General features: G+C 70.8%; 23 protein-coding genes and 1 riboswitch. Of the genes, 12 read left to right on the top strand and 11 right to left on the bottom strand.

The features are described 5' to 3' along the window. Positions 1-11: 11 nt before the first annotated feature. The 3 genes from MFF30_RS16120 to MFF30_RS16110 form a co-directional block, all read right to left on the bottom strand. Positions 12-710, bottom strand: coding sequence for a haloacid dehalogenase type II (locus tag MFF30_RS16120; protein WP_238280476.1), 699 nt, complete (start codon positions 708-710; stop codon positions 12-14). Further along, the gene (gene trpS, locus MFF30_RS16115) at positions 707-1,774 is read right to left on the bottom strand and encodes a tryptophan--tRNA ligase (RefSeq protein ID WP_238280467.1); all 1,068 of its coding nucleotides are present in this window, start codon (positions 1,772-1,774) and stop codon (positions 707-709) included. Before trpS ends, MFF30_RS16120 begins: the two co-directional genes overlap by 4 nt. 107 nt (positions 1,775-1,881) lie before the next feature. Beyond that, positions 1,882-2,673 (bottom strand): endonuclease III domain-containing protein, encoded by a 792-nt coding sequence (locus MFF30_RS16110; protein ID WP_238280465.1) that lies wholly within the window; start codon positions 2,671-2,673, stop codon positions 1,882-1,884. 257 nt (positions 2,674-2,930) lie between these two features. Further along, a riboswitch (glycine riboswitch) is annotated at positions 2,931-3,039 on the top strand. 51 nt (positions 3,040-3,090) lie between these two features. Here MFF30_RS16110 and gcvT point away from each other — a divergent pair. The 5 genes from gcvT to MFF30_RS16085 all read left to right on the top strand — a co-directional run bounded on the left by gcvT (position 3,091) and on the right by MFF30_RS16085 (position 8,842). Then, on the top strand, positions 3,091-4,221 hold the full coding sequence (gene gcvT, locus MFF30_RS16105; RefSeq protein WP_238280463.1) for a glycine cleavage system aminomethyltransferase GcvT: 1,131 nt from the start codon (positions 3,091-3,093) through the stop codon (positions 4,219-4,221). A gap of 31 nt (positions 4,222-4,252) precedes the next feature. After that, positions 4,253-4,615 carry a glycine cleavage system protein GcvH gene (gene gcvH / locus MFF30_RS16100; protein ID WP_108037281.1) on the top strand — a complete coding sequence of 121 codons (363 nt, stop codon included), beginning with the start codon at positions 4,253-4,255 and terminating at the stop codon, positions 4,613-4,615. A 196-nt stretch (positions 4,616-4,811) separates the two neighbouring features. Next, positions 4,812-7,658, top strand: coding sequence for an aminomethyl-transferring glycine dehydrogenase (gene gcvP / locus MFF30_RS16095; RefSeq protein ID WP_238280462.1), 2,847 nt, complete (start codon positions 4,812-4,814; stop codon positions 7,656-7,658). Between the two features lie 129 nt (positions 7,659-7,787). Next, positions 7,788-8,222, top strand: a complete 435-nt coding sequence (locus MFF30_RS16090) for an EamA family transporter (RefSeq protein WP_238280460.1) — start codon at positions 7,788-7,790, stop codon at positions 8,220-8,222. A gap of 107 nt (positions 8,223-8,329) precedes the next feature. Beyond that, the gene (locus tag MFF30_RS16085; RefSeq protein ID WP_238280459.1) at positions 8,330-8,842 is read left to right on the top strand and encodes a methylated-DNA--[protein]-cysteine S-methyltransferase; all 513 of its coding nucleotides are present in this window, start codon (positions 8,330-8,332) and stop codon (positions 8,840-8,842) included. A 22-nt stretch (positions 8,843-8,864) separates the two neighbouring features. Here MFF30_RS16085 and MFF30_RS16080 read toward each other — a convergent pair whose 3' ends face one another. Beyond that, positions 8,865-9,575, bottom strand: coding sequence for a GyrI-like domain-containing protein (locus MFF30_RS16080; protein ID WP_373320919.1), 711 nt, complete (start codon positions 9,573-9,575; stop codon positions 8,865-8,867). A 290-nt stretch (positions 9,576-9,865) separates the two neighbouring features. Here MFF30_RS16080 and dapF point away from each other — a divergent pair, with 290 nt between their 5' ends. Together dapF and mtaB are read left to right on the top strand one after the other, a co-directional pair. Beyond that, complete coding sequence (gene dapF / locus MFF30_RS16075) at positions 9,866-10,762, top strand: diaminopimelate epimerase (protein ID WP_238280457.1); 897 nt, start codon at positions 9,866-9,868, stop codon at positions 10,760-10,762. 2 nt (positions 10,763-10,764) lie between these two features. Continuing rightward, positions 10,765-12,009, top strand: coding sequence for a tRNA (N(6)-L-threonylcarbamoyladenosine(37)-C(2))-methylthiotransferase MtaB (gene mtaB / locus MFF30_RS16070; RefSeq protein ID WP_238280452.1), 1,245 nt, complete (start codon positions 10,765-10,767; stop codon positions 12,007-12,009). A gap of 25 nt (positions 12,010-12,034) precedes the next feature. Here mtaB and MFF30_RS16065 read toward each other — a convergent pair whose 3' ends face one another. After that, positions 12,035-12,742, bottom strand: coding sequence for an RluA family pseudouridine synthase (locus MFF30_RS16065; RefSeq protein WP_238280447.1), 708 nt, complete (start codon positions 12,740-12,742; stop codon positions 12,035-12,037). Between the two features lie 41 nt (positions 12,743-12,783). Between MFF30_RS16065 and ftsY the strand changes: the two genes are divergently transcribed. Next, on the top strand, positions 12,784-14,265 hold the full coding sequence (gene ftsY, locus MFF30_RS16060) for a signal recognition particle-docking protein FtsY (protein WP_238280445.1): 1,482 nt from the start codon (positions 12,784-12,786) through the stop codon (positions 14,263-14,265). A gap of 71 nt (positions 14,266-14,336) precedes the next feature. Further along, positions 14,337-14,954 carry a septation protein A gene (locus MFF30_RS16055; RefSeq protein ID WP_238280441.1) on the top strand — a complete coding sequence of 206 codons (618 nt, stop codon included), beginning with the start codon at positions 14,337-14,339 and terminating at the stop codon, positions 14,952-14,954. Between the two features lie 13 nt (positions 14,955-14,967). On the opposite strand, the gene MFF30_RS16050 is transcribed toward MFF30_RS16055, so the two are convergent. Next, entirely contained in the window at positions 14,968-15,684 is a 717-nt protein-coding gene (locus MFF30_RS16050) for a Crp/Fnr family transcriptional regulator (protein ID WP_238280439.1), read from the bottom strand. Between the two features lie 423 nt (positions 15,685-16,107). On the opposite strand from MFF30_RS16050, the gene MFF30_RS16045 reads away from it, so the two are divergent. Together MFF30_RS16045 and MFF30_RS16040 are read left to right on the top strand one after the other, a co-directional pair. Beyond that, positions 16,108-16,338, top strand: a complete 231-nt coding sequence (locus tag MFF30_RS16045; RefSeq protein WP_238280438.1) for a DUF6894 family protein — start codon at positions 16,108-16,110, stop codon at positions 16,336-16,338. 174 nt (positions 16,339-16,512) lie between these two features. After that, a complete protein-coding gene (locus MFF30_RS16040) occupies positions 16,513-17,229 on the top strand; it encodes a Crp/Fnr family transcriptional regulator (RefSeq protein ID WP_238280436.1) in 717 nt (238 codons plus the stop codon). A 40-nt stretch (positions 17,230-17,269) separates the two neighbouring features. Here the strand turns inward: MFF30_RS16040 and MFF30_RS16035 are convergent, their stop codons facing one another. The 4 genes from MFF30_RS16035 to MFF30_RS16020 form a co-directional block, all read right to left on the bottom strand. Next, on the bottom strand, positions 17,270-17,869 hold the full coding sequence (locus MFF30_RS16035) for a DsbE family thiol:disulfide interchange protein (RefSeq protein ID WP_238280434.1): 600 nt from the start codon (positions 17,867-17,869) through the stop codon (positions 17,270-17,272). Further along, positions 17,866-18,015: a heme exporter protein CcmD gene (gene ccmD, locus MFF30_RS16030; RefSeq protein ID WP_373320918.1), complete on the bottom strand. Its 150-nt coding sequence runs from the start codon at positions 18,013-18,015 to the stop codon at positions 17,866-17,868. Before ccmD ends, MFF30_RS16035 begins: the two co-directional genes overlap by 4 nt. Before the next feature lie 61 nt (positions 18,016-18,076). Continuing rightward, complete coding sequence (locus MFF30_RS16025) at positions 18,077-18,868, bottom strand: heme ABC transporter permease (protein ID WP_238280432.1); 792 nt, start codon at positions 18,866-18,868, stop codon at positions 18,077-18,079. A gap of 70 nt (positions 18,869-18,938) precedes the next feature. Then, positions 18,939-19,523, bottom strand: coding sequence for a DUF2380 domain-containing protein (locus tag MFF30_RS16020; RefSeq protein WP_238280430.1), 585 nt, complete (start codon positions 19,521-19,523; stop codon positions 18,939-18,941). A 189-nt stretch (positions 19,524-19,712) separates the two neighbouring features. Between MFF30_RS16020 and MFF30_RS16015 the strand changes: the two genes are divergently transcribed. Then, on the top strand, positions 19,713-20,702 hold the full coding sequence (locus tag MFF30_RS16015; protein ID WP_238280429.1) for an AraC family transcriptional regulator: 990 nt from the start codon (positions 19,713-19,715) through the stop codon (positions 20,700-20,702). 1 nt (position 20,703) lies between these two features. Here MFF30_RS16015 and MFF30_RS16010 read toward each other — a convergent pair. Continuing rightward, positions 20,704-22,362 (bottom strand): HWE histidine kinase domain-containing protein (locus MFF30_RS16010; protein ID WP_238280427.1); only part of this gene is annotated, 1,659 nt, incomplete at its 5' end.

Here is a 22,362-nt window from a genome sequence, read left to right as displayed (position 1 = left end):
CTGTTCCGCCTTCAGCACCCGAGTTGGTCGGCCAGATCGGCCAAATCCCGCGCCGCGTAGGTGACCGGCCCGGCGGGCGCGGTCTCGCCACCGCCCGGCCCGTGCTCGCGGGGGCGAGCGATGTGGGCGGTGGACAGGCCGTGATGCGCCGCCGCCGCAAGATCGGCCGAGTGGGCGGCGACCATCAGAGTTTCCGCCGGGGCGAAGCCGAGGGCCGTCACCGCGTCGCGGTAGAGGGCCGGCTTCGGCTTGTAGTCGCGGGAATGGCCGGCGCCCAGGATCGCGTCGAAGATCAGCCCGTTGCGGCGGGCGAGATCGACCATCAACCGAACATGGCCGTTCGAATTCGGCGCCAGGAGGTGACGCGTCCGCAAGCGCCGCAGGGCGTCCGGCACGTCGGGCCAGGCGTCGAGCCGGTGCCAAGCCTGGACCAGGTCCCGCCGCACGGCATCCGGAACGTCGGCGATGCCGAACTCCGCCAGCACCCGGGGCAGGGATTCCGCCTGGAGCGTATCGAGGTCCACGAAGGGACGGGCGCCGGAGCGCACGGTCTCCATCGCGGGCTCGTACCGACGCCGCCACGCATCCGCGAAGGCACCGGCATCCAGGGACGGGTCGGGGCCGAGCAGGCGCGCGGCCTCGCGGGCGATTCCGGAGCGCCAATCGACGAGCGTCCCGAAGACGTCGAAGACGAGCGCCCGGATCATCACCGCACCGCGTGCAGGCGCGTCCGCCGGACGAAACCCACGATGTCCTTGACGGCGTCCAGGGTCGGGGCCGCGATGGCCTCGGCGCGCTCGGCGCCGTCGGCCAGCACCGCGTCGATCTCGGCCGGATCGGCCACGAGGCGCTTCATCTCGGCTCCCAGCGGCGCCAGGGTCTCGACGGCGAGTTCGACGAGCGCGCCCTTGAAGGCCGAGAACTGCGCGCCGCCGTAGTCGCGCAGCACATCCTCGCGCGAGACGTCCTTCAGCGCCGCGAAGATGCCCACGAGATTGTCGGCCTCGGGGCGGCCGGAGAGACCCGCCACCTCGGAGGGGAGGGCGTCCGGGTCGGTCTTGGCCTTGCGCACCTTGGCCGCGATGGCATCGGCGTCGTCCGTGAGGTTGATCCGCGAATTGTCGGAGGCGTCCGACTTCGACATCTTCTTGGTGCCGTCGCGAAGGCTCATCACCCGCGCGGCCGGGCCGCCGATCAGCGGTTCGGTGACGGGGAAAAACCCGTCACCGGCATCGTGTCCATGCGCCGCGATGGAGTCCGAAAAATCGTTGTTGAACTTCTGGGCGATGTCGCGGGTCAGTTCGAGGTGCTGCTTCTGGTCCTCGCCCACGGGCACGTGGGTGGCGCGGTAGGCCAGGATGTCGGCCGCCATCAGCACCGGATAGGCGTAGAGCCCGACGCTTGCGTTCTCCCGGTCCTTGCCGGCCTTGTCCTTGAACTGGGTCATGCGGTTGAGCCAGCCCAGCCGCGCGACGCAATTGAAGATCCAGGCGAGTTCGGCGTGCTGGGGCACCTGGCTCTGGTTGAAGACGATCGAGCGCTTCGGGTCGATCCCGGCGGCCAGGAACGCGGCGGTGACCTCTCGGATCTGGCCTTTCAGCGCCGCCGGGTCCTGCCACAGGGTAATCGCGTGCATGTCGACGACGCAGTACAGGCACTGCGCATCGCGCGCCTGCATCTCGACGAAGCGTTTGATGGCGCCGAGATAGTTGCCGAGATGCAGGTTCCCGGTCGGCTGTACGCCCGAGAACACCAGTTCCTTGAACGCGCTCATCGCGGCGGGGTCCTCGTGCGGATAGGATGCGGCGGCCGCCAGCGAAAATCCGCGCGGCCAGGCGCCGGTTTCTGGACGCCGCGCCGGGACCGGTCAAGACGCGCCGCTCACGGCTCGCGGATCGCGCCGCCCCCGCCCGTGCGGGCCTGCCCCTCCGGGCAGAGGTCGAGGAGGACGCAGCGCCCGCAGGCAGGGTTGCGGTGGTGGCAGACGTGCTGCCCGTGCAGCATCAGCACTTCGTGATTGTCGTAAAGGGCCTGTGCGCTCCAGTCGGCGGGCAATTGCGCCCGCAGGATCGGGTGCGATGGCCCGACATCGACGCGGGGGCCGATGAGCCCGGTGCGCTGGGCAACGCGGTGGTGATGGCTGTCCACCGGCAGGGCCGGCATCCGCAGGAGGCTGAAGGAGAGCACCGCCGCGCTGGTCTTCGGCCCCACCCCGGGGATCGCCTCGAGCCAGGCCCGGGCCTCCTCCACCGCCATGTCCTCGAGGAAATCGAGGCTGAGGGCGCCCTGGCGTGCCTTCACGGCCGACAGGATCGCCTGGAGGCGCGGTGCCTTCAGTTCCGGCCAGGTCACCCCTGCGATTGCCGCCTCGATCTCGGCGACGGGGGCGGCCAGCATCCCCTCCCAATCGGGATAGCGGGCCCGCAGCGCCTTGAAGGCGCGGCCGGATTCGGCGTTGCGCGTCCGATGGGAGAGGAGCGAGGAGACCAGTTCGCTCAACGGATCGAGGCTGTGGAAGTACGGGATCGGGCAACCGTAGACCGGGCAGAGGCGCGCATGGATCGCCAGGGCCTTGTCGCTGAGGGCAGGGTCGACCGCGGTCGCTGCGGACTTCGCGGGTCGGGTCCGGCGGGGGCGGGGGCCGGCGAGGTCGTGCCCTGATGCGATCGGCATGCTGGGTGAATCCGCGCGCGTCGGCGCGGTTCCCCGACGCGGCATTGGTTCACCTCCGGACTGACGGATTTGGCAAAGCGTAACGCGCTGCCCCGGCGGGGTGCCTTGCATGACGCAGTGCACTGTGAAACCCTGGGCAGGTCATCAAAGACGGTACGGGAGAGCCCAGGTCGAGCGTTTCACGCGAGCGAAGCCTTCGAACCATGGCGCCGACGGAGCAACCACCCCCGGAAACTCTCAGGCACAATCACCGTACCGTTGGACAATCTGGAGAGAGGCGCCTGACGGCGTCCACCGAAGGAGAAATCCCGGACCGCATCCGCGGTCGGGGAGAAGCTCTCAGGTAACCGCGACAGATGGGGGCAACCGGAAACGCTCAGCCGAGCTTCCGGAAGCTGCTTGTCGTGGAGTGATCCGATGTCCCCCGATGTTGCCCGCACGCCCCTGCATGCCTTCCACCTGCGCCACGGCGGCCGGATGGTCCCGTTCGCGGGCTACGCCATGCCTGTGCAGTACCCAGCTGGCCTGCTGAAGGAGCACCTGCACACGCGGAGCGGCGCCGGCCTGTTCGACGTGTCGCATATGGGCCAGATCCGGCTCACCCCGCGCTCGGGCGACGTCGACGACGCGGCGCGCGCCCTCGAAACCCTGCTGCCCATCGACGTGCTCGGCTTGACGCCGGGCCGCCAGCGCTACGGGCTCCTCCTCGACGCGTCGGGCGGCATCCGCGACGATCTCATGGTTGCCCATTGCGGCGACAGCCTCTTCCTCGTGGTCAACGCCGCCAACAAGGTCGCCGACGAGGCCTACCTGCGCGCCCACCTCTCCGACGTCTGCACCGTCACCGTGCTGGCCCGGGCCCTCGTCGCCCTGCAGGGGCCGGGCGCGGAGGCGGCACTCGCGCGCCTCGCGCCGGAGGTGGTCGGGATGCGCTTCATGGACGTGCGCATGCTCGGGCTCGTTGGCGCCTCCGCGTTCGTCACCCGCTCCGGATATACCGGCGAGGACGGGTTCGAGATCTCCGTGCCCGAGGACCGGGCCGAGGCCCTGGCCGAGGCGCTGCTGGCCGATACCACGGTGCTGCCGATCGGGCTCGGCGCCCGCGATTCCCTGCGTCTCGAAGCGGGCTTGTGCCTGCACGGCAACGACATCGATCCCGGCACCGACCCGGTGGAGGCCGGCCTGTCCTGGGCGATTCCCAAGGTGCGCCGGCGCGGCGGCGCCCGGGCCGGTGGCTTTCCCGGGGCGGCGCGCATCCTCGACGCCCTGGAGTCCGGCCCGGCCCGCAGGCGCGTCGGCCTTCGTCCGGAGGGTCCCACGCCCGTGCGGGCGGGGGCGCCGCTCTTCGCCGACGAGACCGGAGACGCCATCGGGCAGGTCACCTCCGGCGGCTTCGGGCCGAGCCTGCAGGCGCCGATCGCCATGGGCTACCTGCCGGCCGCGCTCGGTGCCCCCGGCACCCGCGTCTTCGCCGAGGTGCGCGGCAAGCGCCTGCCCCTGGTGGTGTCGGGACTGCCCTTCGTTCCGGCGGGCTTCAAGCGCGCCTGACCCCCTTCCATCCAACACCCAGGAGAGAGCGATGCGGAAGTTCACGGACGAGCACGAGTGGCTGGACTGCGCCGGCGACGTCGCCACGGTGGGCATCACTACCCACGCGGCCGAGCAGCTCGGCGACCTCGTCTTCATCGAGTTGCCGAAGGTCGGCGCCAAACTCACAAAGGGCGAGGCCGCGGCCGTGGTCGAGTCGGTGAAGGCGGCATCCGACGTCTACGCGCCGGTCTCCGGCGAGGTGACCGAGGTCAACGACGCGGCGGTGGCCGACCCGTCCAGCGTCGGCGCCGATCCGCAGGGTGCCGGCTGGCTCTACCGCATCCGCCTCGACGACCCCGCCAGCCTCGACGGCCTGATGGACGAGGCGGCGTACGCGGACTTCGCGAAGTAGCTTCAACACGTAGGACGCCCGCCCGTCCGATCCGCGCGGCGCTCTCCTCCCCCCTGCGGGGAAGAGTTGGAGGTGGGGGTGGCTCCGCCAGCCTCCGCAGCCTGAGGGTCGCTCAACCACCCCCACCCTCGATCCCTCCCCGCAAGGGGGAGGGAAGCGCGCCCTCATTCCTGCCCCAGCGACTTCCGAGGCCCCCATGCCCCACGACCGCTACGACCCCTACGACTTCGCCAACCGCCGGCACATCGGCCCGACGACGCAGGAAATCGACGCGATGCTCGGCGTCGTGGGCGCCGAGAGCCTGCACGCCCTGATGGACGAGACCCTGCCGGCCGACATCCGCCAGGAGGAGCGCCTCGACTTCGGGGTCGCGATGACCGAGCGCCGGGTGATCGAGCACATGCGGGGCATCGCCGACAAGAATCGGCTCCTCGTCTCGCTGATCGGCCAGGGCTACCACGGCACCACCATGCCGCCGGTGATCCAGCGCAACATCTTCGAGAACCCGGCCTGGTACACCGCCTACTCGCCCTACCAGCCCGAGATCAGCCAGGGCCGCCTCGAGGCGCTGCTGAACTTCCAGACCCTGGTCTGCGACCTGACCGGCCTCGACATCGCCAACGCCTCGCTGCTGGACGAGGCCACCGCCGCGGCGGAGGCCATGGGCATGGCCCAGCGGATCGGCGCGAATGGGAAGACCGCCTTCTTCGTGGATGCCGAGTGCCTGCCCCAGACCATCGCGGTGCTGCGCACCCGCGCCGCGCCGCTGGGCTGGACCATCGTGGTCGGAGATCCGGCGACCGACCTCGATCCGGCCCAGGTCTTCGGCGCGATCTTCCAGTATCCCGGCGTCTGCGGCGGCATCCGCGACCTGACCGGCGCAATCGCCGACCTGCACGCGGCCGGCGCGGTCGCGGTGGTGGCGGCCGACCCCCTGGCGCTCACGCTCCTGACCTCGCCGGGCGAGATGGGCGCCGACATCGCCATCGGCTCGATGCAGCGCTACGGTGTGCCGATGGGCTATGGCGGCCCGCACGCGGCCTACATGGCCACCCGCGACGCCCACAAGCGCACCCTGCCGGGCCGCCTCGTCGGGGTCTCGGTGGATGCCCGCGGCAACCGGGCCTACCGCCTCGCGCTCCAGACCCGCGAGCAGCACATCCGCCGTGAGAAGGCGACCTCCAACATCTGCACCGCGCAGGTGCTGCTCGCCGTCATCGCCGGCATGTACGCGGTGTTCCACGGCCCGCGCGGGCTCAAAGCCATCGCCGCCCGAGTCCACCGCGACGCCGTGCGCCTCGCCGGCGGGCTGGAGGCACTGGGCTTCACGGTGGAGCCGGAGCACTTCTTCGACACGATCACCGTGCGGGTCGGTGCCTTCCAGGGCCTGATCCTCGGGCAGGCGGTCGCCAACGGCGTCAACCTGCGGAAAGTTGGCGCTGACCGCATCGGCATCACGGTGGACGAGCGCACCCGCCCCGACATCCTCCAGGCGGTGTGGCGCGCCTTCGGGTCGACGGACCCGGTCTACGACGAGGCCTGGCCGGAGAGCCGACTGCCGCAGGCGCTGATGCGGACCTCGCCCTACCTCACCCACCCGATCTTCCACATGAACCGGGCCGAGAGCGAGATGACGCGCTACATGCGCCGCCTCGCCGACCGGGACCTGGCGCTGGACCGGGCGATGATCCCGCTGGGCTCCTGCACCATGAAGCTCAACGCCACCGCCGAGATGCTCCCCGTTTCCTGGCCGGAATTCGCCGAGATCCACCCCTTCGTGCCGGCCGATCAGGCGCTGGGCTACCGGGCGCTCATCGACGACCTGTCCGAAAAACTCTGCGCCATCACCGGCTACGACGCGATCTCGATGCAGCCGAATTCCGGCGCGCAGGGGGAATATGCCGGGCTGCTCGCCATCCGCGCCTATCACCTGTCGCGGGGGGACGCGCACCGGACCGTCTGCCTGATCCCGTCCTCGGCCCACGGCACCAACCCGGCCTCGGCGCAGATGTGCGGGATGAGCGTGGTGGTGGTGGGCGCGGATGCGCAGGGGAACGTCGACCTCGACGATTTCCGCAAGAAGGCGGAGCTGCATTCCGGAAAGCTCGCCGCCTGCATGATCACCTACCCGTCGACCCACGGGGTGTTCGAGGTCCAGGTGCGGGCGATCTGCGACATCGTCCACGGCCATGGCGGACAGGTCTATCTCGACGGGGCCAACCTCAACGCCCTGGTGGGCCTGGCGCGCCCCGGCGACATCGGCGCGGACGTCAGCCACCTCAACCTGCACAAGACCTTCTGCATTCCCCACGGCGGCGGCGGCCCCGGCATGGGCCCGATCGGCGTCAAGGCGCACCTGATTCCGTTCCTGCCCTCCGACCCCCGCACGGGCGAGGAAGGTGCGGTCTCGGCCGCGCCCTACGGCTCGGCCTCGATCCTGCCGATCTCCTGGAGCTACTGCCTGCTCATGGGCGGGCGCGGCCTGACCCAGGCGACCCGCATCGCCATCCTCAACGCCAACTACATCGCGGCCCGCCTGAAAGGGGCCTACCCGGTCCTGTATTCCGGCGCCCAGGGGCGGGTCGCGCACGAGTGCATCATCGACGTGCGGCCGTTCCAGAAGAGCGCCGGCGTCAGCGTCGACGACATCGCCAAGCGCCTGATCGATTGCGGCTTCCACCCGCCGACCATGTCCTGGCCGGTGGCCGGCACCCTGATGATCGAGCCCACCGAATCCGAGACCAAGGGCGAAATCGACCGCTTCTGCGACGCCATGCTGGCGATCCGCGAAGAGATCCGCGCCATCGAGGATGGGCGGATGGACCGGGCGAACAACCCGTTGAAGCACGCCCCCCACACGGTGCGCGACCTCGTGGGGACCTGGGAGCGCCCCTATTCCCGCGAGGCGGCCTGCTTCCCCTCCGGAAGTCTCGGGATGGACAAGTACTGGCCCCCGATCAACCGGGTCGACAACGCCTACGGCGACCGCAATCTCGTCTGCGCCTGCCCGCCGGTGGACGCCTACAGCGAGGCGGCGGAGTAGGTGCATCGCGCCGGCCGCTTTCACCCCCATTCGGGGTGGGAGCGGCCGGCGCGGGTCTCTATACCCGGCTCAACCCCCGATCCGGATCGGCCGCAGTGCCATGCGGGGGAAGTCGCGAGAGGAGACGTGGTGGGACAGATCACATCGTCCTGGCTGTTCTGGGCCGTGCTCTCGGCCGTATCCGCGGCCCTCACGGCGATCTTCGCCAAGGTCGGCGTCGAGAACGTCGGTTCCGATTACGCCACGTTCGTGCGGACCCTCGTCATTCTGGCGGTGATCGCCGGCATCCTCGCGTGCACCGGCGGCTGGCAGGCGCCGGCCTCGGTGTCGGGGCGAACCTACGTCTTCCTGGTGTTATCCGGCATCGCGACGGGCGCATCCTGGCTCTGCTACTTTCGGGCGCTCAAGCTCGGCGAGGCGGCCCGCGTCGCACCCATCGACAAGCTCAGCGTCGTGCTGGTGGCCGTGTTCGGCGTGCTGTTCTTAGGCGAGCGGCTCTCGGCCCTGAACTGGGCCGGCGTCACACTGATCGCGGCCGGCGCCGTTCTGGTCGCGTTCCGGTGATGAGGGACGGCCGCTGCAACGCTTCGGCCATCTTCGCAGCGGAGGATCGCCCATCCACCCGACAGGGGCCTGCGCGGTCGATCGCGACCGCCACACCGGAGCATGCCATGCCGGAGACGCGCTACACGATCCTGCCCAGCCCTATCGGGCCCCTCGTTCTGGCGGGCATCGACGCGCGGCTGGCCTGCATCGGCTTCCCCGCCGGCAAGGGCGCGGTGACGCCCAAATCCGACTGGCAGCGAGACGACACAGCCTTCGGACAAGCGCGGGCGCAGCTCGATGCGTATTTCGCCGGGCGCCTGACCCGCTTCGACCTCGAACTCGCCCCGCGCGGCACGCCGTTCCAGCTGGCGGTCTGGCAGGCGCTCACGGAGATCCCGCCGGGCGAAACGATCAGCTACGGCGAACTCGCCCGGCGCATCGGGCGCCCCAGCGCCAGCCGGGCGGTGGGGGCGGCCAACGGGGCCAACCCGCTGCCCATCGTGGTGCCCTGCCACCGGGTGATCGGCGCGGGCGGGGCGCTGACGGGCTTTGCCGGCGGCATCGAGACGAAGCGCTTCCTGCTGGCCCTGGAGCGCGGGCAGGGCGCTGCGGCCCAGGCGCAAATGAGCCTGCTCTGACCCGAGCGGCTCAGGCCCGAACCTATTTCGGCAGAGCGTAGATGTTCACGTCCAGCTTCTCGTCGGCCTTGTCGTTGAGGTCGGTGACGTATTCCTCGATGAACCGGTCCTGCACCACGACGTCCTTGGCGTCGAGATAGGCGGTCAGGGTCTCGTAGGTGCCGTCGATCTCGTCGTAGGAGCCCTTGTGCGGGAAGCGCAGGGCGCGCCCGCTCGGCGTGGTGCCGAAGCGCAGGCCGTCCGCCTCGGCGTGTTTGGGGTCCGGCATCGCGGCGATCGGGATCATGGCGTCGTACTGGAAGCCGTCGTCGTCCGTCTTGGCGAAGACCGCGAGGGGGCGGCCCACCGCCTGGATGCCGGCCTTGGCCAGATCCGCCTCGATGCGCTGGAACGCGGCCTTAAGGCTCGGTACCGCCTCCTCCCACTTCGCGCGGCCCGCCAGGATGGCGGCGGGCTTGGCCGGCAGCGAGACCTCGTCGACGTCGTTGGCATCGCCGGGCGTGGCCACCAGGGTTTGGCGCGGTCCGGTCGTCGGCGTGGCCGAGGGCGCCGCACCGGCTTGGGCCGGCACCGGGATGTCGGCCGTGCCGGGATTCTTCGGGTCGGGATTGGTGGTGGTCGGCAGCGGGTTGGCCGCGGCCGGCGGGGTCGCGGGTGCCGGCTGGGCGAGGGCGGCACCGGGGAGCGCGAGACACCCGGCGAGCAGGATGACGAGCGACTGGGAACGGATCAAGGCGGTGGCTCCGGAGCGTCGCTGAGGCGCGGGTGACATCGAATCGCATGACCCGGACCCAGGGCCAGGAACCTAGGGGCGATGGGGTCGCCCGGCGAGAGCGGATGCGTGCCGCGACGCACGAAGCGCGCGCAGCGCGGCGCTTCTGCAACGCAGCCGCGCCCCGAGCGCGCTGCCTGCCCCCGTGCGTGCGCCGGCGCTTTGCCCTATAGCCCCACCGGATCGAACACCCGTCACGCGGGGCACGCAGACGAGGCGGCAATGGACATGACGGCAACGGACACGACGACATGAGTGAGCTGGCCCATCGGCGGTTCCTGAAGATGCACGGGGCCGGCAATCGGATCGTGGTCCTGGACCTTCGCGGCACGTCCGTGCAGGTCACGGCCGGGGAGGCGCGCGCGATCGCGGCCGATCCGCGCTCGGCCTTCGACCAGCTCATGGTCATCCACGATGCCCGGAACCCCGGCACCGACGCGTCCCTGCGCATCTACAACACGGACGGCTCGGAGTCGGGCGCCTGCGGCAACGGCACTCGCTGCGTCGCCTACGCGATGTTCGACGACCCCGCCATGGCGCGCCCCGCCGAGAGCGGCCGCCTCACCCTGGAGACCCGGGGCGGCCTGGTCAGCGTCAAGCGGGTGGCCGAGCGCTCCTTCACTGTCGACATGGGGCGGCCACGATTCGCCTGGGCCGAGATCCCCCTCGCCGAGCCGTTCCAAGACACCCGGCGGATCGAGCTCCAGATCGGCCCCATCGACGATCCCGTCCTGCACTCGCCCAGCGTCGTGAACATGGGGAACCCGCACGCGGTCTTCTTCGTGGACCGCGATCCCGAGACCTACGACCTCGCCCGCATCGGACCGATGCTGGAGAACCATCCCGTCTTTCCCGAGCGCGCCAACATCTCGGTGGCGCAGGTGCTGGGGCCGGACCGGATCAAGCTCCGGGTCTGGGAGCGCGGGGCCGGGCTGACGCTGGCCTGCGGCACCGCCGCCTGCGCCACCCTGGTGGCGGCCGCGCGCCTGCGCATGATCGGCCGGGGCGCCACGGTGAGCCTGCCCGGCGGCGACCTCGTCATCGAGTGGCGCGCCGACGACCACGTGCTGATGACGGGCCCGGTGGCGCTGGAATGGGACGGCACCTTCCCGCCCGAGATCTTCCCGGCGGACGACGGCGCGGCCTGACGATGGCGGTCGAGACCCTGACCTTCGGCTGCCGCCTCAACACCGTCGAGTCCGAGGTGATGCGCGGGCACGCGGAGGCCGGGGCCGCATCCGCCGACCTGGTCATCGTCAACACCTGCGCGGTGACGGCGGAGGCCGGGCGCCAGGCCCGCAAGGCGATCCGCCGGCTCGCCCGTGAACGGCCCGGGGCCGAGATCGTGGTCACGGGCTGCGGCGCGCAGGTCGAGACCGAGGCCTACGCGGCGATGCCGGAGGTGGCACGCCTCGTCGGCAACGACGCGAAGGGCCGGGCCGAGACCTGGGCGGGGCCGGCGCGCCCGGAGGCGCGGGCCGCCATCGACGACATCATGGTGGTGCGAACGGCCACCCCGACCCGGATCGCCGGCATCGCCGGGCAGACCCGCGCCTTCGTGCCCGTGCAGAACGGCTGCGACCACCGCTGCACGTTCTGCGTCATCCCGTTCGGGCGCGGCAATTCCCGCTCCGTACCGGTGGCCGACGTGGTCGATCAGGTCGCCCGGATCGTGGAGGCCGGCGGGCGCGAGGCTGTGCTCACCGGCGTCGACCTCACCGCCTATGGCCGCGACCTCGCGGCGGCCTCGAGCCTCGGGCGCCTCGTCCGAGCGATCCTCGCACAAGTGCCGGACCTGGCCCGCCTACGCCTCTCCTCCATCGATTCCATCGAGGCCGACGACGCCCTGATGGCGGCGATCGCCGGCGAACCACGGCTGATGCCGCATTTCCACCTCTCCCTCCAGGCCGGTGACGACCTCGTCCTGAAGCGGATGAAGCGGCGCCACACGCGCGCCGACGCGGTCCGGTTCTGCGACGCGGTCCGAGCGCTGCGCCCCGGCGCGGTGTTCGGGGCCGACCTCATCGCGGGCTTTCCCACCGAGACCGAGGCCCAGTTCGCCCGCTCCCTCGACCTCGTGGCCGAATGCGGGCTGACGCACCTGCACGTCTTCCCCTACTCGCCCCGCCCCGGCACCCCCGCCGCGCGGATGCCGCCGGTGCCGGGCGAGATCGTGCGGGAGCGGGCCGCCCGTCTGCGAGAGGCGGGCACGGCGGCGTTGACCGCGCATTTGGCGGGGGAGGTGGGCCGCACGCACCGGGTGCTCACCGAGCGCGGCGGCCTCGGGCGCACGGAGGGCTTCACCCCGGTGCGCCTGGCGCCGGAGCCCCCGCCGGGCGTCTTTCGCGAGGTGACGATCACCGGGCATGACGGGCGCGTGCTCATCGCCGCCTGAGATGCCGGCATGGTCTCGGCCGCGATTATCCTAAGCCGCCGAATCCGCAGGCCTGCAGCCCCACCAGCATATGCGCGGGGGCCGGCGCCTCGACGCGGATCGGCGGCTTCTTCGGGTAGAGCGGCAGGGCGAGGGCGCGGGCGTGCAGTTGCAGGCCGGGCCCGCCGTTTCGGGGGGCGGTGCCGTAGATCGGATCGCCGAGGATCGGGAAGCCGAGCGCGGCGCAGTGGACGCGCAGCTGGTGCGTGCGTCCGGTGACCGGCGAGAGGGCGAGCCAGGTCAGGCCGCCGCCGCGCCCGAGGACCGTGAAGCGGGTCAACGCGGGGTCGCCGGCCGGGTCGGCCTTCATCCACCAGGAGCGCGGGTCGTCGGAGCGCCGCGCCAGCGCCAGGTCGATCACGCCGGCCTCCGCCTCGGGGCCGCCCTCGACCAGGGCCCAGTAGGTCTTCTCCACCATGCCGCTGGCGGCGAAGAGCTTGTTCAGGCGGGCGAGCGCCTTGGCGTGTCGCCCCAGGGCGAGGCAGCCGGAGGTGTCGCGGTCGAGGCGATGCGCGGCCTCCGGCCGGCGCGGCAGACCGAAGCGTAAGCACTCGAGATGGTCCGTGAGGGTCTCGCCACCCTTCGGTCCAGGATGCACCGGCAAGCCGGCCGGCTTGTCGATGACGAGCACAAGGGCATCGCGGTAGAGGAGGCGCGCGCCTATGTCTGTTAGGAGGGCATCGGCTGGGGGCATACCCTCGCGCTAACCATGCCGGGTCCGGGGAGCAAGCGGGAATGAGCGAAGACAAGAGGCCGGGCTGGCTGCTGCGCAAGATGTTCGGCACCAAGGAGGAGCCGCGTCCCGCGCCGGTGCCGGTGCAGCCGCCGGACCCGAAGCCGGGCCAGACGCCCGCTCCGGAGCTCGAGCCGGTCTCCGCGCCGATCACGCCGCCGCCGGACTCCCCGGCCTCGTTCTCCGAGGGCCAGCCGGACTTCGCCACCGCAGCGACGGACGTCGCCCACGTGCCGCCCCCGCCGGGCGAACCCGCCGCCGGCACGCCCGACAAGAACGCGGTGCCGGACGAGCTCGAAGGGGCCGACCTGCAACCCGTGGAGGGAGCCGCGGAGCGCCCGCCCGCCGGCACGGCCGGCGACGACCCGGCCCGGGGCGCCGAGGCCGCCGACACGACGAGCCAAGCTTTCGTTACGGAGTCTGCCTTCGCGCCCGAGCCCGTCTTCGTGCCCGAGTCGCTCCCCGAGCCCGAGCCGGACCCCGCCTCCGTGCCGGAACCCGAGCCCGAGGTCTCGACGCAGATCTTCATGCCCGAGCCCGAGGCGGCGGGCGAGGAGCCGAAGCGCGGCTGGTGGAGCCGCCTCACCGGGGGCATGAAGCGCACCTCCACCGCGCTGACCGAGCGGGTCACGGGGCTCTTCACCAAGCGCAAGCTCGACGCCGACACCCTGGAGGAACTCGAGGACGCCCTGATCCAGGCCGATTTCGGCATCGAGACCGCGACGCGGATCTCGGAAGCGGTGGGCAAGGGCCGCTACGAGAAGGGCATCTCGCCGGATGCGGTCCGCGAGATCCTGGCGGCGGAGGTGGAGCGCGCGCTCACCCCCGTGGCGATCCCGTTCCGCATCGACACGTCGAAAAAGCCCTTCGTGATCCTGATGATCGGCGTCAACGGGGCCGGCAAGACCACCACCATCGGCAAGCTCGCGCTCAAGCTCAAGGCGGAGGGGCACTCCCTGATGCTGGCCGCCGGCGACACCTTCCGGGCGGCGGCGATCGAGCAGTTGAAGGTCTGGGGGCAGCGCACGCAGACCCCGGTGATCGCGCGCGCGCAGGGGGCGGACGCGGCGGGTCTGGCTTACGATGCCTACGAGGCGGCCAAGGCCCAGGGCACCGACGTCCTCCTCATCGACACCGCCGGCCGGCTCCAGAACAAGGCCGGGCTGATGGCCGAACTCGAGAAGATCCTGCGGGTGATCCGGAAGATCGACCCGCAGGCGCCCCACGCCGTCCTCCTCGTCCTCGACGCCACGGTGGGCCAGAACGCGCTCAGTCAGGTCGAGCTGTTCTCGAAAGCGGCCAACGTCACCGGCCTCGTCATGACCAAGCTCGACGGCACGGCGCGCGGCGGTATCCTGGTGGCGCTGGCGGCCAAGTTCGGTCTGCCCGTGCACTTCATCGGTGTGGGCGAGGGGGTGGAGGACCTGGAGCCCTTCGCGGCCCGCGACTTCGCCCGTGCCATCGCGGGCCTGGACGCAGGCTGAGGCGTGGCCCTCGCCCCCTGAAGCGCCGTGTCGCGGCGGGCCGCCGCCCGGAACCCTCTATGATGGACCCCATGCAGATCGAAGCCGTCCCCCCGCACCGTCACCTGCCGCCCCTCGTGAAGCTCGCCCTCGAGCTCGGGCCGCTGATGGTCTTCTTCTTCGGCAATGCCTACGCGGAGCGCCTCGGGGTGCATCCCGACCAGAAGCTGTTCGTGGCCACCGGCGTGTTCGTCGTCGCCACGGTGGTGGCGCTCGGCATCCACTACGCGCTGGTGCGGCGCCTGCCCATCATGCCGCTCGTGTCGGGCGTGGTGGTGGTGGTGTTCGGCGGCCTCACCCTGGCGCTGCAGGACAAGACCTTCATCATGATGAAGCCCACCATCGTGAACACCCTGTTCGGCCTCGTGCTGCTGGGCGGGCTTGCCTTCGGCAAGTCCCTGCTCTCGGTGGTGCTCGACTCGATGTTCACGCTAACGGAGGATGGCTGGCGCAAGCTCACCTTCCGCTGGGGCGTGTTTTTCCTCGTTCTGGCGGCCATCAACGAGGTGGTGTGGCGCACGCAGACGGAGGATTTCTGGGTCAGCTTCAAGGTGTTCGGCATCATGCCGCTAACCATCGCCTTCGCGCTGGCTCAGACGCCCCTGTTGATGCGCCACGAACGCAAGGAGCCCGGGGCGGGCTCGGCCTGAGCGACGGGGCCCCTCACGGACCGCCGAGGATGCGGGCGTACTCGGCCTCGGGCACCCCGTAGGAGGCCCCCGCGATCGTCCTGAGGACGGCGCGGTCGCGGATGCTGATGCCGCCGCGCCGGGTCTTCAGGGCACCGGAGAGTTCGAGGACGCGCAGGCCCGTGGTTACGCCTGCGCGGCGCACGCCGAGCAGCTGCGACAGCAGTTCGTGCGTGAGCGGCAAGTCCTCGCGGTCGGACCGATCGTGACACATGAGGAGCCAGCGGGCCAGGCGCTGCTCGATGGTGAACTGCGCGTTGCACAGGGCTCCCTGGGCCAGTTGCACGGAGAACACCTGGGCGTAGCGCAGCAGGTGCTCGCGCAGGGTGCGGCTGGCGTCCAGCGCCTGGCGAAAGGGGCCGGCCTCGATGAGCAGGGTCCGGCAGGGCACCTGGACCAGGATGGTGTGCGGCGTGGCATCCACCCCATTGAGGAGGGCGAGGCCCGTCATGCCCTCGGGGCCGATGATGCCAGCCTCGGCGCGGGTCCCGTCGCCCGCATGGGCCACCAGCGACAGCATGCCGGGCTCGGGGAAGTGGACCGCCGCCACGGATTCCCCCGGGCTTTCCAGGACCGCGCCCTGCTCGAACGAGCAGCGGACGAGATGCCCTCGCAGCCGGTCGAAATCGGCCGCGCAGAGCGTCCGCAGCAGGTGGTTGCGGATGTCAGTCTGAATGAGGAACGACGTCACGACTCCGCAGATCTCACGGGCGGGACTCCGAACGCATCATCACCCGCGGCCCGATCCGTCTCGGGCGACGCAGTGGGCATGACACATCGGCTCAGCGTTGTGAAGAGAATGCTTTAGTACACTTTAGTCCGTTAGCGTACGAAACAAATCTGCTCAACAAGATCGTCACAACCGTAAGGTTCAATACTGGGGCAACTTAAAAAGATACCTGCGACGGTGATGCTGGCACCGGTCGCGCCGCCCCACGGCACTCCCGCTGGCATAGGCTGGGGCCTGGCATACTGGGCCGAACGCTTGAGCCGCTGGGTCTTGCGGCTTATGATCGGCGCGGGGACGAAGGAGAGCGGCGCCTGCCGCTCGAGCGATGCCGTTCGGCGTGCGCGCGAGGCGGCATCGCCCCGGGACGCGCCGGACGAGACGCTCATGCCTCGATACTTCCTCAACATCAGAGACAACGACGCCCTGATCGCCGACCCCGACGGAGACGATATCCCGGACCTCGACGAGGCCCGGACACTCGCCCTGGAGATCATCCACGACATTTTGGGACGCCCCAACGTCTACGGTGCGCCCGGCCCCTGGCAGGCCCGCAGCTTCGAGATCACGGACGAGTCCGGCACGGTCCTCCTCACGATCCCGTTCGCGAGTGTTTGATCACGTACGGATGCGTTCAGGACTGAACCGAGTTCGATCTGCGCGATTGTACGACTCAGTACAGACCGGCCGGTCTCCGGTTCCCCGAGACGTCGATCCGGTTATGAGGGACATCCGTCCCTTTCATCGAGCAGCAGAACATTGCGCGGCTGCTCCCTTGAGCCGCGATGTGTCATGCCGGTGCCGTCACAGCGATTCATTCGAAATACGCTTCTGGGCGCGCTGGATCTGCGGGACTACGAGGCCGTCCGTGCGGTGGCCGAGCCGGTCTCCCTGGCACGACGAGACGTACTCATCGCCGCCGGCCAGCCGATCACCCATGTCCACTTCCTCGAATCCGCGGTCGTCTCGGAAGTGACCGCCGCCACGGCGGGCCGGCGGATCGAGGTAGGCCTCACGGGCCGGGAGGGGTTCGTCGGCGTGCCCCTCCTCCTCGACGTCGACCGGACGCCTTACGAGTCCTTCGTGCAGATCGAGGGGCAAGCCCTCCGGGTGGAGAGCGCGGCCTTCCTGCGGCTGATCCAGGCGCACGACGGGTTGCGGCGCTGCCTGAGCCTCTATGCCTACGTGGTGCATCTCCAAACCGCCGACACCGCTCTCTCGAACGGCACGCACACCCTCGAGGAACGCCTCGCCCGCTGGCTCCTGATGTGCCACGACCGGGTCGTGGGGAACGCGCTTCCCGTCACCCATGCGTTCCTGTCGACGATGCTCGGGGTGCGCCGGCCGGGCGTGACGACCGCGATCCACAGCCTGGAGGGCGATGGCGGGATCAGGGCGCGCCGCTCGCAGGTCGAGGTCATCGACCGCGAGAAGCTGAAGGCCGCGGCCGGCGGCAGCTACGGAATGCCCGAGAGCGAGTACCGGCGCCTGATCGGCGTCGCCCCCTGAGGCACGGTCGTCCCGAGGCATGGTCCCCGGACAATTCGGCTCAACGGGCGGCCGGGATCCCGGCGGCGCGGATCTTGTCGAGGACGCCCGCATAGTTTTCCGGCGTGACGATGCCGACGAGCTTGTCGCGGATGGTGCCGTCCGGACCGATGATGAAGGTCTCGGGCACGCCGTAGACCCCGAAATCGATACCGGCGCGGCCCTCGGTATCCATTCCCACCGCCGCGAACGGCACGCCGTTGCGGGTGAGGAACCGGCGGCCGTTCTCCGCCGTGTCCTTGTAGTCGATACCGACCAGCCGCACGCCCGGCTCGCGCGCAAGCCGCATGAGTTGCGGATGCTCGATCTGGCAGGGCGCGCACCAGGAGGCCCAGAAATTCACCACCGTGACCCGGCCCAGGAGGTCGTCGCGGCTCAATCCCGGCACCGGGGCGCCGTTGGCATTAAGGCCCGGCATCGCCGCCAGGGCGAAGGCCGGGGCGGGCTTGCCGATGAGTGCTGAGGGAATCGCCGCCGGGTCGGCCCCTGAGCGCAGGCGCAGGAAGAAGATCCCCGCCAGCAGCGCGAAGGTGAGAAGGGGCAGCACGAGCAGCAGCGAGCGCCGGGCCGGGGCCGGCGCCTCCGTCAGGGGCCCGCTCACGGGCGCTCCCCCGTGCCGTCCTGCAGGGCGGCGAGCGCCCGCGCCTGGGCCCGGTGGTCGCGCAGGGCGTGCAGGATCAGACCGCCGACGACGAGGGCGGTGAAGGCGTAGGCGCCGAGGATGAAGCCGGCATGGGGTCCGAGCATCAGGGTGCGACTCCCGTGGATCGGGCGAGGGGGTGGAGCATCGGCGGTCGCGTGGCCGGTCTCACAGGCCCGGGACAGCCCGGCCGAGGGGCGCCGCCGACCGGCGCTGGGCCGGGGCGGCGTCGTTGTCGAGCCGCTCGGCCTCGCGGATGGTCAGGGTGCGGACCCGGCGTCGCAGGATCTCGGTGCGCATGCCGGCGAGGTGCAGGGTCACGCCGAGCACCGTGAAGGCCAGAATCATCTCCAGAAGCGGATAGAGCATGCTCGGATCGATCGCCGAACCGCCCATGCGCATGATCGAGGCGGGCTGGTGCAGGGTCGACCACCAGTTCACCGAGAACTTGATAATGGGCAGGTTCACCGCTCCCACCAGGGTCAGGATCGCGATGGCGCGGGCGGCCCGGTTCGGGTCCTCGATGGTCCGCCACAGGGCGATGATGCCGCAATAAATCAGAAACAGCACCAGCATCGAGGTCAGGCGCGCGTCCCAGACCCAGTAGGTGCCCCACATCGGCTTGCCCCAGAGGGACCCCGTCACGAGGCAGATGAGCGTGAAGGCCGCCCCCACCGGGGCGGCGGCGCGCTGTGCCACGTCGGCCAGGGGATGCCGCCAGACCAGGGTCCCGAGGGCCGAGATCGCCATGGAGCCGTAGAAGAACACCCCGAGCCAAGCCGCCGGCACGTGGATGTACATGATCCGCACGGTCTCGCCCTGCTGGTAGTCGGGCGGGACTACGAACCAGGTCAGGTAGAGACCGATTGCCAGCAACAGGGCCGACACCCCGGCGAGCCAGGGCATCGCAGGCTGCGTCCAGCGTAGGAAGTGGCCGGGATGGGCGAGACGAGTCCACATGGTCCCGCCCTCTACCCCAGGGTGCGGTGCAGCGGCAATGCGGGGCCGGTGCGCAAGGCGCCGCAGTGGGTCAGTTCTTCGTGCGCTCCGCCGCGGCGATCTCACGGGCGAGGAACGCCGTCATCCGCTGCCAGGACGCGTCGTTGTCGCCGCGAAAGTTGAGTTCCCGCGCGATCCGGGTCTCACCGGAGACGGTGTCCACCACCCGGGCGAACATCTGCATGATGAGCGTGCTGCTCTTGTGGACGACGCCCACGAAGGCGAGCCGCGCCCCCGTGGCGCGGGCCTGCGCCAGGATGCAGGCGGCGTCTGTCTCCGGGCAGGCCCTGGCGAGCGTCTCGGCGGACATTTCGACAACGCCAAACCGTCTCGCTTCCCCAAGTCGGCTCGCATCTCCAAGTCGGCTCATATCGCCGAGCCGTTTCGCGAGGTCCCGTGCCATCGCGGCGAGGCGCTCGGCATGGGCGGCGGATTGATCCCGGGGTTCACCGGAGGTGTCGAGCAGGCGGATCGGCAGGACGACGAGGTCCGGCCCCGGCACGGGCTGCGCCCAGGCGGGCGCGGGGGCCGCGAATCCGGCGAGCGCGGCCAACAGGAGGATCGGGCGGACGCGGCGACGGCGAGCGATCGGCGGGATGGCGATCTGCGAAATCATGGCGTTCATCACTCCTGCACCGGCCACTGACGCTTCGGTGCGCTTCCCGGCGACCCGCACGATCATGCCGCTCGGACGCCGGACCGGTCTTGCCATTCGGTGCCAGGGGATCGAGTCTGGTTGAGGGACGGGCCTTGCCGGCGGGACGGGCCATCCGGTCATGGGAGCGGTCGTCATGCGGATCGGGTCATGCGGATCGGCTTGACCAAGGCGCGCTCGATGGGCTCGGTCGCGGAGGCCGTCGAACGGGGCGGCGGGTCGGTGGCACGGGTGTTCGCCCGCGCCGACCTGCCCCTCCGGCTGATCGAGGAGCCCGACCGACTCATCCTGCTCTCCGATCAGCTTCGGATCGTGGAGAGCGCGGCGCGCGAGATCGGCGACGCGGCCCTGCCGGCGCGCCTGTCGCTCGGCGCCGGCGTGGCGAGTCTCGGGCCCTACGGGAGGAGGGTCTGCGCCTCGGACAGCCTCGGGCTCGCGCTCAATCTCGGTACGGCGCTGATCGTCCGGCACCTCCAGACTGCCACCGCCATGGCGGTCACCGTCCGGGACGGGCGCGCTCACGTGAGCTATGCGGTGACCGACGCGAGCGCGGTCGGGCGCCAGAAGAACGAGATCCTCGCCCTCGGCTACATCCTCGACGTCCTGCGCCGCTTCCTCGGGACCGATTTCGTACCCACGGAGGCCAGCGTCTCGGGCGCAATCCTTCAGGACCGCGGCGCCATCGAGGCCGCCCTCGGCTGCGCCCTCAGCCTGCGCAGCGGAGCCGGAATCACCTTCGACGCCCGCCATCTCGCGGCCGCCAACCCGGGCACGATGGCCGGAGGCGATCAGCAGGACACGGCTCCGGTGCCCGACCCGGCGGATTTCATCCTCTGCATCGGCCACCTGATCCGCCTCGGCCTGCTCGAGGCCCGGCCGCCGATCGACTGGCTGAGCCGACGGCTCGGCCTGTCGCGCCGCTCGCTCCAGCGCCGCTTCGAGGCCCACGGAACCACCTTCCTGTCTTGCCTGACCTCGGTCCGGACGCAGGATGCCAAGCGGCTGCTGGCGACGACGGATCGTCCGATCGGACAGATCGCCCTCGATCTCGGCTACGCGGACCCGGCGCATTTCAGCCGGGCCTTCCAGGACTGGACCGGATGCCCGCCCAGCGCCTGGCGGCGGGGCGTCCGGTCCTGACTCAGCCGTTCGCCTGGAACCCCGCCAGGGGGGCCGCCACCCGGCAGACGAGGCCGGTGGGGGCGTAGTCGAGCCGGATCGTGCCGCCGACGGCGCCCACGAGGCCGCGCTCGATCAGCCGGGAGCCGAAGCCCTTGCGGGCGGGCGCCACCACGGGCGGGCCGCCCGCTTCCGACCAGACCATCCGGACGGACGGTCCGGCGGGCTCCAGGACGTGGCTCCATTCCAGGGAGACGCGGCCGTCCGGGACCGAGAGGGCGCCGTACTTGACCGCGTTGGTCGCCAGTTCGTGCAGCATCAGGGCCAGCGACAGGGCGGCCTTCGCGCCGAGGACGATGGGGGGACCGGCGAGATGGAAGCGCCCGGGCTGACGGTCATCGTGGATCGAGAGGGCGCCGCGCATCACATCCTTCATCTCGGCGCTCTCGTGCACGCCGGCCAGCAGGATATCGTGGGCCTTGCCCAGGGCGATGAGGCGGGCCGCCAGGGCTTCCTTGGCCGCCTCCATGTCGGTGACATTGCGCAGGGTCTGCGAGGCGATGGCCTGGACCATCGCCAGGGTGTTCTTGAGCCGGTGGCTGAGTTCGCGGTTGAGGATGCGCTGCTGTTCGTCGGCCTCGATCCGGGTCAGGCCGCCCCAGGCCCGCTCGGCCACTTCGCGGGCGAAGGTGATCTCGCCCACGCTCCAGTCGCGGGGGACGCGGTCGAGGACGTAGAGGATGCCGACGAGTCGGCCGCGTCTCAGGACCGGTACCTTGATCACTGCCCGCAGGCCGAGGCGCGCATAGGCCGCCGGATCGTCGATGCCCTCCGGATCGGCGGCGATATCGGGCACGCTGAGGACGGTGCCGCGCGTGAGGCGGCCGACGCTCGCGGCGAGGGGCGAGCGTGCGGCCGCGGGCAGCCCCCCGGCGCCGGATATCACATCGATCCCCTCGGCGACCCAGTCCGGGGTGATCGAGGCGATCTGCCCGCCGGGATCGACCTGGACGTAGCCCGCGCGGACGACCCCGAGGGTCCGACCCAGGCTCTCGGCCGCGGCCGCCACCACGTCCGCATGGGTGTGCAGGTCGCGCAGGCGGTCGCTCAGGGTGATCAGCGCCTCGCGGCGGGCATCGCTGCGCTTCTCCTCGGTAATGTCCTCGATCATCGCGGTGGCATGGACGTCGTTGCCCAGGCGCTGCGAGACGAGGTTGACCCGAGCCCAGATGATGCGCCCGTCCAGGCGCCGGTAGCGCTTCTCGAGGCGCAACTGCAGGGTCTCGCCGGAGGCCAAGCGCGCGTGCAGGGCCTCCCGCTCGGGATCGTCATCGGGGGGCGTCCAGCGGGCGAGGGAATGGGCGAGGATCTCGGATTCCGACGCGCCCCAGATCTCGCACAGCTTTGCGTTGACGGCGAAAGCCCGCACGCTGCGGGGATCGAACTGGACGATGCCGATATTGGCGCCCTGGAACACCGCCCGGAACTGGGCGGCGGCCCGGTTCCGCTCCGTCAGGTCGAGCATGGCGCCGACCATCCGTACCGCCGCGCCGGAGGCATCGCGCAGGAGGTGGCCCCGGTCGAGCACGTCCGCATAGGTGCCGTCGGCCCGCAGGAAGCGGTACTCCTGGCTCCAGGCGTCACCGCTGCCGGTGATCGCCGCGTGGAGGCCGGCCTCCAC

Origin of the sequence: Methylobacterium goesingense (genome assembly GCF_022179225.1) — a bacterium.
GTDB classification, from domain to species: Bacteria; Pseudomonadota; Alphaproteobacteria; order Rhizobiales; family Beijerinckiaceae; genus Methylobacterium; species Methylobacterium goesingense.
Note: the sequence above shows the minus strand (reverse complement) of the source record. Positions and strands in the feature narration are given on the sequence as shown.

Excerpts from the sequence above, each read along its gene's own strand:
- trpS (WP_238280467.1), bottom strand. The coding sequence starts at position 1,774 with ATGAGCGCGTTCAAGGAACTGGTGTTCTCGGGCGTACAGCCGACCGGG.
- MFF30_RS16110 (WP_238280465.1), bottom strand. The coding sequence starts at position 2,673 with ATGCCGATCGCATCAGGGCACGACCTCGCCGGCCCCCGCCCCCGCCGG.
- gcvT (WP_238280463.1), top strand. The coding sequence starts at position 3,091 with ATGTCCCCCGATGTTGCCCGCACGCCCCTGCATGCCTTCCACCTGCGC.
- gcvH (WP_108037281.1), top strand. The coding sequence starts at position 4,253 with ATGCGGAAGTTCACGGACGAGCACGAGTGGCTGGACTGCGCCGGCGAC.
- gcvP (WP_238280462.1), top strand. The coding sequence starts at position 4,812 with ATGCCCCACGACCGCTACGACCCCTACGACTTCGCCAACCGCCGGCAC.
- MFF30_RS16085 (WP_238280459.1), top strand. The coding sequence starts at position 8,330 with ATGCCGGAGACGCGCTACACGATCCTGCCCAGCCCTATCGGGCCCCTC.
- dapF (WP_238280457.1), top strand. The coding sequence starts at position 9,866 with ATGAGTGAGCTGGCCCATCGGCGGTTCCTGAAGATGCACGGGGCCGGC.
- mtaB (WP_238280452.1), top strand. The coding sequence starts at position 10,765 with ATGGCGGTCGAGACCCTGACCTTCGGCTGCCGCCTCAACACCGTCGAG.
- MFF30_RS16065 (WP_238280447.1), bottom strand. The coding sequence starts at position 12,742 with ATGCCCCCAGCCGATGCCCTCCTAACAGACATAGGCGCGCGCCTCCTC.
- ftsY (WP_238280445.1), top strand. The coding sequence starts at position 12,784 with ATGAGCGAAGACAAGAGGCCGGGCTGGCTGCTGCGCAAGATGTTCGGC.
- MFF30_RS16055 (WP_238280441.1), top strand. The coding sequence starts at position 14,337 with ATGCAGATCGAAGCCGTCCCCCCGCACCGTCACCTGCCGCCCCTCGTG.
- MFF30_RS16045 (WP_238280438.1), top strand. The coding sequence starts at position 16,108 with ATGCCTCGATACTTCCTCAACATCAGAGACAACGACGCCCTGATCGCC.
- MFF30_RS16040 (WP_238280436.1), top strand. The coding sequence starts at position 16,513 with ATGCCGGTGCCGTCACAGCGATTCATTCGAAATACGCTTCTGGGCGCG.
- ccmD (WP_373320918.1), bottom strand. The coding sequence starts at position 18,015 with ATGCTCGGACCCCATGCCGGCTTCATCCTCGGCGCCTACGCCTTCACC.
- MFF30_RS16025 (WP_238280432.1), bottom strand. The coding sequence starts at position 18,868 with ATGTGGACTCGTCTCGCCCATCCCGGCCACTTCCTACGCTGGACGCAG.
- MFF30_RS16020 (WP_238280430.1), bottom strand. The coding sequence starts at position 19,523 with ATGATTTCGCAGATCGCCATCCCGCCGATCGCTCGCCGTCGCCGCGTC.
- MFF30_RS16015 (WP_238280429.1), top strand. The coding sequence starts at position 19,713 with ATGCGGATCGGCTTGACCAAGGCGCGCTCGATGGGCTCGGTCGCGGAG.